At 62.9% G+C, this 9,739-nt stretch carries 8 protein-coding genes; 2 read left to right on the forward strand and 6 right to left on the reverse strand.

Going from position 1 to position 9,739, the window contains the following annotated elements:
- Positions 1–471 precede the first annotated feature (471 nt).
- The 3 genes from E4S61_RS21140 to E4S61_RS25690 form a co-directional block, all read right to left on the reverse strand.
- The gene (locus E4S61_RS21140; RefSeq protein ID WP_135305912.1) at positions 472–1,641 is read right to left on the reverse strand and encodes a Cdc6/Cdc18 family protein; all 1,170 of its coding nucleotides are present in this window, start codon (positions 1,639–1,641) and stop codon (positions 472–474) included.
- Positions 1,642–1,644: 3 nt separating this feature from the next.
- Positions 1,645–3,174: a glycerol kinase GlpK gene (gene glpK, locus E4S61_RS21145; protein WP_135305913.1), complete on the reverse strand. Its 1,530-nt coding sequence runs from the start codon at positions 3,172–3,174 to the stop codon at positions 1,645–1,647.
- A 163-nt stretch (positions 3,175–3,337) separates the two neighbouring features.
- Entirely contained in the window at positions 3,338–3,508 is a 171-nt protein-coding gene (locus tag E4S61_RS25690; RefSeq protein ID WP_167768603.1) for a hypothetical protein, read from the reverse strand.
- An 80-nt stretch (positions 3,509–3,588) separates the two neighbouring features.
- On the opposite strand from E4S61_RS25690, the gene gfo6 reads away from it, so the two are divergent.
- Positions 3,589–4,674, forward strand: coding sequence for a D-xylose 1-dehydrogenase Gfo6 (gfo6, locus tag E4S61_RS21150; protein WP_135305914.1), 1,086 nt, complete (start codon positions 3,589–3,591; stop codon positions 4,672–4,674).
- Between the two features lie 45 nt (positions 4,675–4,719).
- Here the strand turns inward: gfo6 and E4S61_RS21155 are convergent, their stop codons facing one another.
- Positions 4,720–6,204 (reverse strand): aldehyde dehydrogenase family protein, encoded by a 1,485-nt coding sequence (locus E4S61_RS21155; protein WP_135305915.1) that lies wholly within the window; start codon positions 6,202–6,204, stop codon positions 4,720–4,722.
- 149 nt (positions 6,205–6,353) lie between these two features.
- Here E4S61_RS21155 and E4S61_RS21160 point away from each other — a divergent pair, with 149 nt between their 5' ends.
- Entirely contained in the window at positions 6,354–7,259 is a 906-nt protein-coding gene (locus E4S61_RS21160; RefSeq protein WP_135305916.1) for a dihydrodipicolinate synthase family protein, read from the forward strand.
- Positions 7,260–7,471: 212 nt separating this feature from the next.
- Here the strand turns inward: E4S61_RS21160 and E4S61_RS21165 are convergent, their stop codons facing one another.
- Entirely contained in the window at positions 7,472–8,842 is a 1,371-nt protein-coding gene (locus tag E4S61_RS21165) for an ABC transporter substrate-binding protein (protein ID WP_135305917.1), read from the reverse strand.
- 77 nt (positions 8,843–8,919) lie between these two features.
- Positions 8,920–9,739, reverse strand: an 820-nt coding sequence (locus E4S61_RS21170; RefSeq protein WP_167768605.1) for an Ldh family oxidoreductase, incomplete at its 5' end; no start/stop codon positions are given.

The following is a 9,739-nucleotide window of genomic DNA, read 5'->3' on the forward strand; positions in this document are numbered from 1 at the left end:
GTCGACCACGAGAACCGGCGATAAGACGCTTCGGATTTGGTTGGATAGTCTATAGAGCTATTCACGATAGCTATTCCGCGTAGCTATATTGAATAAAGCAGCGAAGAAATAGCTCGGCAGGCATGAACAGGGAACCCAATCGCTCGCTCCATCCATCGCTACCGCGAACAGTTTGGATAGCCACTCGGGCTAGCAGAGCGGGCAATCGCAGTCAAGTGACTGAACTGGCTATCGGATGAAGCCGACGAGGCGCATCAGCCACACTACCAAGCCATACAACACAGCTATTATAGATAGCTATACCATCTAACTATACCTTCCCGCTATATCAATTAACTATACAACATAGATGGAGTCTATAGCGACATGAGATTGTCAGAGTCCCTATTTCTGCTATCGAGTAGCGCTCACTAGTGAGAGTGGCCGAGAACAGTAGCTACCTAGAACGCGAGCACGATGCTGTCCGTCCCATTAACGCAGGTCGAACAGACGCCGAAACACCGGCACGTGAAAGCGGGCCTCGACTCTGCTCGGCCGGCGACCGTGGTCAGTTCCGGCTGCCGTCTCCACGCGTTCGAGGATTCCGGCTTCGGCCATCTCGTAGATGAAGCGTTTGATCGACCCCTCGGAGAGTGAGCCCGAGAGCGACGCGGCGACGGCCTCGGCGGCTGTAGCGACAGACGACCGAGCAGTGGCGTCCGCATCGACGAGTTCTCGGAGGACGGCCTGCCGATTGTCCGGTAGTGTGAGCACCCGAGCGAGCGAGACGGCGTCGGTCGACAGCCTCTCGGTAGCGACGCGGACATCTTCGTCGGTGAGTCGTGTCCGCTCCCGACTGTCGGCGCGGTCCGCGGCGACGAACAGCGCAGCGAGTGCGTGGTGTGCGTCGCCGTCGGCCCACTCAGCGATGGTTCGAGCCTGCTGGTGTCCCAGTGTTCGTTCGGACATCGCAGCCGACGCCCGCGCGGACAGAATGTCGCCCAGCTGTTGGTGGTGATAGGCGTCGAGGCGAATCGCGTCGCCGATACGTTCGGCGACAGCGGTCGCTTCGGGCTTCGCTCGACCGATACCGAGCCAGCAGACATATTCGGAGAGCGACTCGAAGTGGTCCAAAACAGCTGTCGGAGGCCCCTCTCCATCGTCGAGATGATCGACAGCGACGACCACGCTGGAATCAGCGGTTCGCCATCGGTCCTGCAGGCGGTCTCGGAGTGTCGCCGTCCGAACGCCGCTCGCCGGAACGGCATCCGATTCGACGGCCGAGAGGAGCGCGTGATAGAACGCGAACGCGCTGTCGATACGCCGACCGTCGAGATAGACGAAGGTCGGCGACGACTGGCGCTGGACGCGCGTCGACGTGTGAATGACCGGTTGTGTCTCCATCGGCAGTTGGTCGAGCTTTCGCCAGAGCGCGGTCACGACAGCCGACTTGCCCGCTCCGGGCGGCCCATGAAGGTAGAGATTCGACGGCGTTCGCCCGTCGAAAATCGGGTCGAAGTGGTTCAGCACGCGCTCTACGGTCGGACCCCGGCCGACGGGGTTCTCAACGTGCGCGGCTGGTGAGAGCGTCTCGTACTCTCGAACGAGGGCTGGCCCAGCGTCGCGGCGCTGGCGGCGACGAATCCGGTCTTCGAGGTTCATCCCTTATTCGGTAGCCCAGTTGAGCGACCGCTCGACGGCATCGTCCCATCGGCTGTACAGCTTGTCGGCCTTCTCGGCGTCCATCTCCGGGCTGAACTCGCGGTCTATCTGCCAGTTGTCCCGAAGGCCGTCGACCGTCTCCCAGTAGCCGACGGCTAATCCGGCGGCGTAGGCAGAGCCAAGCGCGGTCGTCTCGTCGACTTCGGGTCGAGCGATATCCGTCTGGATGATGTCCGATTGGAGCTGACAGAGGAAGTTGTTCTTGACCGCGCCGCCGTCGACTCGGAGTTGGCCCATCTCGACACCGGAGTCGGCTTCCATGGCTTCGGCGACGTCGCGGGTCTGGTAGGCGATGGACTCCAGCGTCGCGCGAACGATGTGTTCCTTGCGAGTCCCGCGAGTCATTCCGACGATGGTCCCACGTGCGCGCCCGTCCCAGTGGGGCGCGCCCAGTCCCGTGAACGCGGGCACCATATAGACGCCATCCGTCGAATCGACCGAGCGAGCGAGTTCGGCCGTCTGTGCGGCGTTGTTGATGAGGTCCACGTCTTCGAGCCACTCGATTGCTGCACCCGTGATGAAGATGGATCCTTCGAGGGCATATTGGACCGGCTCGCCGGACATCTGGAACCCAATGGTCGTCAACAGGCCGTGTTCGGACTCGACGGCCTCGTTGCCGGTGTTCATCAAGAAGAACGAGCCGGTGCCGTAGGTGTTCTTGGCGTCGCCCGCGTCGAAACAGGTCTGACCGAACATCGCGGCCTGCTGGTCGCCCAGTGCGCCTGCGACGGGAATCTCCTCGCCGAGGAAGCCGTCGGGGTCGGTATGACCGTAGTACTCCTCGTCCGAGGACGGGCGGACCTCCGGGAGCATGGACTCGTCGACGCCGAACTCTTCTAAGAGTTCCTCGTCCCATTCTAAGTCCCGAATGTTGTAGAGCATCGTCCGGGAAGCGTTGGTGACGTCGGTGATGTGGTTCCCGGTGAGGTTGTAGATGAGCCACGCATCGATGGTGCCCATAAGTAACTCGCCAGCATCGGCCCGGTCACGGAGGTCCTCACCGCGGGAACTCTGCATCTTCAGGGGTTCGGCGTTGTCGATAATCCACTCGGTCTTGGTCGCCGAAAAGTATGCGTCGGCTTCTAAGCCGGTCTTTTCGCGTATCCATTCGACCTTATCGGCGTCTTGTAGTTCCTCGACGCGGTCGGTGGTCCGGCGGTCCTGCCAGACTAAGGCGTTGTGGACGGGTTTTCCGGTCTCCTTGTCCCAGACGACGGTCGTCTCGCGCTGGTTCGTGATACCCAGTGCTTCGAGTTGGCTCGCGTCGATATCGCCGTCTTCGAGCCCCTGTTCGACGACGTCCTGTGTATTCTCCCAGATTTCGAGGGGGTCGTGTTCGACCCAGCCGGGTTCCGGGTAGATCTGTTCGTGTTTCTCGTAGGCGTTGGCGACGACCTGTCCGCTGTGGTCGAACACCATGAACCGCGTGCCTGTCGTGCCCTGATCGATCGAAGCGACGTACGTGTCTGACATACTGGAGTCCTCCGTGTGAAATACTGGCACTCGGAGAGGCAATAAAGATTGCCTCCGACGCGGTAAGCCAGCCTCACCGGTATAAATTCCTTCGTGCGAGCGTCACGGTCGAACGGTACCGGGAACCGCGGCTAGCCGCCCGCGAGCGCCGTTCCGTATCCAGTTACTCGCCGACGATGACGGTCGTTATGCGTTCGTCACACGCCGGACAGCGAGCCGCCGGATTCTCGGGTGTTCCGGCCGGAACGACACCGGGGATGTCGGCCCGACACTCGGGACAACGAACGCTGTCGTGTCCCGGATACGGACACACGTCTGGCTCGTCGTCGGACACACTAGCCACGAGAACGGAGTCCCGGATAGCAGTTTCGGTAAGGAGTGCCATTTATGTCGGCGGGGGCAGTGACCACGCGTATGGACCTGAGTGCAATCGTTGAGGAGAGCTGTGCACGCGATTGGGAGACGGTCGAAGCGGACTCGGTCGAGCCGGTTCGCTTTGCCGTCATCGGACTGGGCTGGTTCACGAAGGGGCGCGCCCTCCCGGCGCTCGAATCGAGCGAGCGGTGTACGCCGTCCGTTCTCGTCAGCAGCGACCGGGAGAAGGCGACACAACTCGCCGCGGAGACGGCGGGCGCACAGCACGGGCTTACCTACGAGGAGTTCCACGACGGCGAGGCAAGCGACGCCTACGACGCGGTGTACATCGTCACGCCGAACGCCCTCCATCTGGAGTACGTCGAGACGGCCGCCGAACTCGGGAAAGACGTCCTCTGTGAGAAGCCGATGGAGCGCGACAGCGACCGCGCGGCCGAACTCCGTGATGTGGCCGCCGACGGTGGCGTCGAGTTAATGGTCGCCTACCGGATGCAGACCGAGCCGGCGGTTCGCCGCGCCCGCGACCTCATCGCGTCGGGCTACGTCGGCGAGCCGATGTCCGTCACCGGCGACATGTCCCAGCGCTTGCTAGAACGTATCGACTCGGATCCCGACCAGTGGCGACTCGACAAGTGGCTCGCCGGCGGCGGCGCACTGTTCGATATCGGTCTCTACCCGTTGAACACCGCGCGCTTCCTGCTGGACGCCGACCCGGTGGCCGTGACCGGCAACGTCTCCAGCACGCACGACGCCTTCGACGACGTAGATGAGACCGTCGCCTACTCCGTCGAGTTCCCGGAGGAGGTGTACGCCCAGTGTTACGCCAGCCACAACGCTCGCCAGTCCTCGGGCATCACCGTCACCGGGACCGAGGGACAGGTTCGCGTCGAACCCGCCTTCTTCCAGGACCAGCCACGAAAGCTCCACGTCTCCCGCGGCGACGGCCGAGCCACCGTCGAACTGGAGAAAATTGACCAGATGCGCGAGGAGTTCGACTACTTCGCCGACCGACTGCGCGGTGGCGCGTCCCTCTATCCCGACGGCGACCACGGCCTCGTCGACATGCACGCGATGGAGGCCATCTACGAGGCCGCCGAGTCGGATCGCTGGGTGACCGTCGAATAGCGAGAACAGAGGAGAGACGGAGACGACGGCCGATAGCCGCGCCGTTCAGGCGTCGGTGAAGCCGTCGTGGAAGCCGACGAGTTTCGCCCGCGAGAAGTGCTCGACGGCGTACTTGATTCCCTCTTTGCCGACGCCGGAGTCCTTGAACCCACCGTAGGGCATGTGGTCCGCCCGGAAGCCCGAGACCGTATTGATGTTCACGCCACCGGCCTCTATCTCGTCGGCCGCCCGCTTCGCCCGGTCGATGTCCTGCGTGAACAGCCCGGCTTCGAGGCCGTATTCGGTGTTGTTCGCCTCCTCGATGGCGTCGTCGAAGTCCGAGACGGTGATGACTGGCACCAGCGGCCCGAACGTCTCCTCCTTCGCAGCGCGCATCTCCGGCGTGACGCCCGAGAGGACGGTCGGCTCGAAGACACGGTCGCCCAACTCGCCACCGTAGTTCCCGCCGCTCTCGACGGTCGCGCCCGCGTCGACGGTGTCCTCGAAGATGTCGACGACCGTCTCGAACTGCTCGTCGTCGACCATCGATGCGATGTCCGTACCGTCCTCGAAGGGGTCGCCGACGGTTAGATCCTCGGCGGCGTCGACGAGCGCGTCGACGAGTTCGTCTTCGACGTTCTCGTGGACCAGCACGCGCTCGACGCTGTTACAAACTTGCCCGGCGTTCGAACACGCGCCGCCGACCACTTGCTCGGCCGCCTGCTCGATATCCGTGTCCTCCCACACGATGGTCGGGTCGTTCCCGCCCAGCTCCAAGGTCATCTCCGTCATACCACTGTTGTCCGCGAGATACTTGCCGACGCCGGTCGAGCCGGTGAACGAGATCGCTTCGACGGCTTCGTGGTCGAGTATCGTATCGCCGACGGTCGACCCGCTTCCGGTGACGACGTTGAATAGGCCATCGGGTACCTCGGCGTCGATTTCCTCGGCGGCATCCTCTAGGCACTCGAACAGCGCGATAGCGGTCAGCGGCGTGTTCGAGGCCGGCTTGCCCACGACGGCGTTGCCAGCGGCGATAGCCGGACCGACCTTGTGGACCATCAGGTTCAGCGGGAAGTTGAACGGTGTGATGGCGGCGACGACGCCCAGCGGTTCGCGCTGGGTGAAACAGTGATCCTTCGCGAAGCCTTTCTGGGCGTCCATCGGGACGTACTCGCCGAACATGCGCTTTGCTTGCTCGGCGGAGAGATCTAAGGTCTGGATTCCACGATCTACTTCGCCTTTTGCTTCGGAGAGCGGCTTCCCCTGCTCGCTGGTGAGGATGCGCGCAACCTCGTCGGCACGGTCTTCGAGTTGGCGCGCGGTCTCCGAGAGGAGTTCGTAGCGCTGGTAGGCCGACAGCTCGGAGGCCTCGAACGCCTCGTCGGCAGCGTCGATGGCATCGACGACCTGCTGTTCGCTGGCTTTGGGAATCGAACCAACCACCTCGCTGTCGTAGGGATGAATCACGTCCGTGCGCTCGTCGGCGTCGACCCATTCGCCGCCAATGAGCATCTGCTTGTCGAGTCGTGTCGCTGCTTGCTGACTCATATAGATGAATCTCGGACATCGGAGTGATAAGTGTTACGCAGGTGCGCGCGTGCGCGGGACCACAATATTCGGTTTCGAGACGAGTTCCGGGATGGTGGGTATGTGGAGCCATCCCAAATTATAACTGAGTGCTCCTCCATCGAATAGCCATGAACCTCTCGGGAACAGTCGTTCCCATGGCTACGCCTACCCATGGGAACCAGCGAGCAGTGAACTTCGAAGCTCTCGGACAGTTTACGCGACGATTGGTCGATGCCGGCGCGCACGGTCTCTTTCCGGGCAGTTCCATCGGCGAGTTTCCCAGTTTCACGACAGCACAGAACCGGCAAATCGTCGAGACGGTCGTCGAAGCGGCCGACGGGGACGCGACGGTCCTCGCGGGGTGTTGTGATACGAGCGTCGACGAGATTTTGGACAATATTGAGGCCGCGGACGCGGCCGGTGCCGACGCGGGCGTCGTCGTCTCGCCGTACTACCTCGGGACGACCCAGACCGGACTGGAACGGTTCTTTCGCTCCATCGCCGACGACTCCCCGCTTCCACTCTTGCTGTACAACATCCCCCAGCTGACGGGCAACGAGCTGAGCGTGGACCTCGTCGCGTCGCTCTCGGACCACGACGACATCGTCGGCCTGAAAGACACGTCCGGTAATCTCACCTACCACCACCGAGCCATCGAGACCACGCCCGACGACTTTGCGGTCTTTCAGGGCGCGACGGAACTGGCAACGGCCTCGCTGGATGTAGGCGCGGATGGACTCATCGCCGGTCCCGCGAACGTCTTTCCCGAACCGATGGTTGCCCTCTACGATGCTCACGACCGGGGAGACCTCACGGCCGCTCGCCGCCTCATGCAGGAGGTCGTTATGCCGGTCGTGAACGCGACCAGCGACCTCCCGACGGCCGCGGCCCTGAAACACCTCGTCGGACTGGACGGCCTGGACATCGGGGAACCGCTTCCCCCGCTCCCCCAACTGACCGACGACCAACGGACGTCGCTCTCAGCGAGTTATCGACGAGTGGCGGAGCGCGAAGAACAGACCGTCGAGCAGTAGCGGCCACTCGACGAATTCTCGATACCAGTCATTCATCGACGGTATCGGTCATCTCATCCGACTGTCGGAACGTTGGTTTTGCTGACTCACTCACGATCAGATTGCAGTCGCCGCGCCGTGAGAGGGGCGAGCCAGTCGCTATCGAAGGCAAGAAATCGGCGCGGGTGGTGCAACCCGACCGAAAATCGTCGTCGCGGCCGCCGGTGTCGAACTCAGGCGTTGTTGACTTCGCTGTCGATCTCCTGTTGGGCGTCGTCGAGTGCCTGCTGAGGGGACTTCTCTTGAACGAGTGCCGCGTTGCAGTTCGTGTAGACGATCTCGGAGAACGTCGAGTAGTTCGCCGTCGCGGGCCGAGCGCTCGTCTGCTCGACGATCCCGGCGAACGTCTCCAGCAGCGGGGCCTGCTCGTAGTACTCGTCGCTGTAGAGGTCCTGATGGACCGGCAGTCGACTGTGTTCGAGCGCCATCGTCTCTTGGGCCTCTTTGGACGCCATGAAGCTAGCGAACTGTTGGGCGGCCTCCGCGTTCTCGGCATTGGCATTGATAAACAGATTCCAGCCACCGAGACAAGAGTTCTGCGCGTCGGGGTTACCTTCGGCTTTCGGCATCGGCGCGACATCGAACTTATCTTTGACCGCAGAACCGTCCTCGTTCATCAGCGAGACGGCGTAGGGCCAATTGCGCATGAAGATGGTGTTGCCCTGCTGGAACGTCTGTCGGTTCTGGTCCGTCGACGAGGCCGGGATCGACTCGGGCGTGACGTTGTACTCGTGGATGAGGTCGACGGCGTGCTGGAGTGCGGAGACGCCTTCGTCGCTGTTGACGACCAAGTTCCCGTCCTGTCGGACGCTTCCGCCCATGCCCCAGAGCCAGTTGAGCCACATGATGGTCAGTCCCTCGTTGGAACCGCCCTGCCAGATGTAGCCGTTGAGGTCCGAATCGGACTGGCTCTTGATGTCCTGTGCCATGTTGACTAGTTCCATGTACGTCTTCGGCGGTTCGTCGTATCCCGCGTCTTCCAGCAGGTCCGTACGGTAGTACAGCGCGTTGGCGTCCGTGTGGATGGGCATCCCGTACATGGTCCCATCGACCGTTACAGAGTCGATGGGCGTTTGGAGCATGTTGTCCGTCACGCCATCGGGGTCGTTCATCTCTGCGGCCCACCCGTTCTGGGCGAACTCGGCGGGCCAGATGACGTCCATGTTCCCCACGTCGAACGACGACGACCCGGAGACGAACTGGTTGACGTAGTACTCGCGCGTCGAGGAGGCGTTCGACGGCGTCTGCTGGGACTCGACGGTGACGTTGCTCGCCGACTCTTCGAACATCGGGACCAGGCTCTTCGCGTCGTTGCTGAAGTAGCCGGGATAAACGTACGTCAGTGATCCGCCGCCACTGCCGCCGTCGCCACCGTCACCGCTGCTCGTTCCGCCGTCGCCACCGCTCGTTCCGCCATCGCCGCCATCGCCGCCATCACCACCGTCGCCACCGTCACCGCCACACCCGGCGAGGAGTGCGACGCTCCCGCCAGCCATTGTTTTGATAAATCTACGTCTGCGTTCGCTCGAAACCTCGTCTGACATACACACACACGTTCAATACCCCGCCTATTAATTGTTATTGTATATGAAATGACTGTTTGACGAAAGCGAGGTCTCGCTCAGTCGTCGCCAGCGAGCGCCCGCACGTCGTCCCAGAGGTCGTCTTCGATCTCGACCGTCGTCGCGCTGTGGTCGCGCTCAACGGAGTGCTGGCCCGGGAGCCGAATCCCCTCGACGTGTGCTGCCGTCGGTCCGGCGGTCAGCTGCCGCAGGAACGCGCTCGCGCGCTCTGCGAAGTCAGACGCGCCGAGCGCCTCGGGGTCGATAGCGAGGAAGAAGTCCCCCTTCGTACAGGGGTCTTCCGTGTGGTACGTACCGGTCACGTCCTCGCCCATCGCTGCGCCGACCAATCCGCCAGCCAGCACCTCGACGGCAATCGCTAATCCGGAGCCTTTCGCCCCGCCGAAGGGGAGGATAGTCCCCTCCAGCGCGGCCGCCGGGTCCGTCGTCGGTTCGCCCTCGGCATCGAGCGCGACGCCCTCGGGCAGTCGCTCGCCGGTCTCCTTCCGATGGAGAACCGTGCCGCGGGCGATGGCCGAAGTGGACATGTCGAGGTTGAACACGGGGTCGGTCGGCAGGCCGATGGCGATCGGATTCGTCCCTAGCACCGGCTCAGCGCCGCCGTAGGGTGGCATCGCCGGTTCCGTGTTCGTCATGGCGATGCCGACGTAGCCCTCGCGCTGGAGCTGGTCCGTGTAGTAGCCCAGCATGCCGAGGTGATTCGAATTGTGGACGCCTACCGCGCCGACGCCGAACTCGTCGGCGCGGTCCATCGCCTCGCCCGCCGCCGCCGACGCCACGACCGGACCCAGTCGTGACCCCCCGCTCAAGGTTGCGGCACCGCCGCGCTCGCTGACAATCTCGATGTCACCCTTGGGG

It is taken from the genome of Haloarcula amylovorans (assembly GCF_004681185.1).
Classification (GTDB): Archaea; Halobacteriota; Halobacteria; order Halobacteriales; family Haloarculaceae; genus Haloarcula; species Haloarcula amylovorans.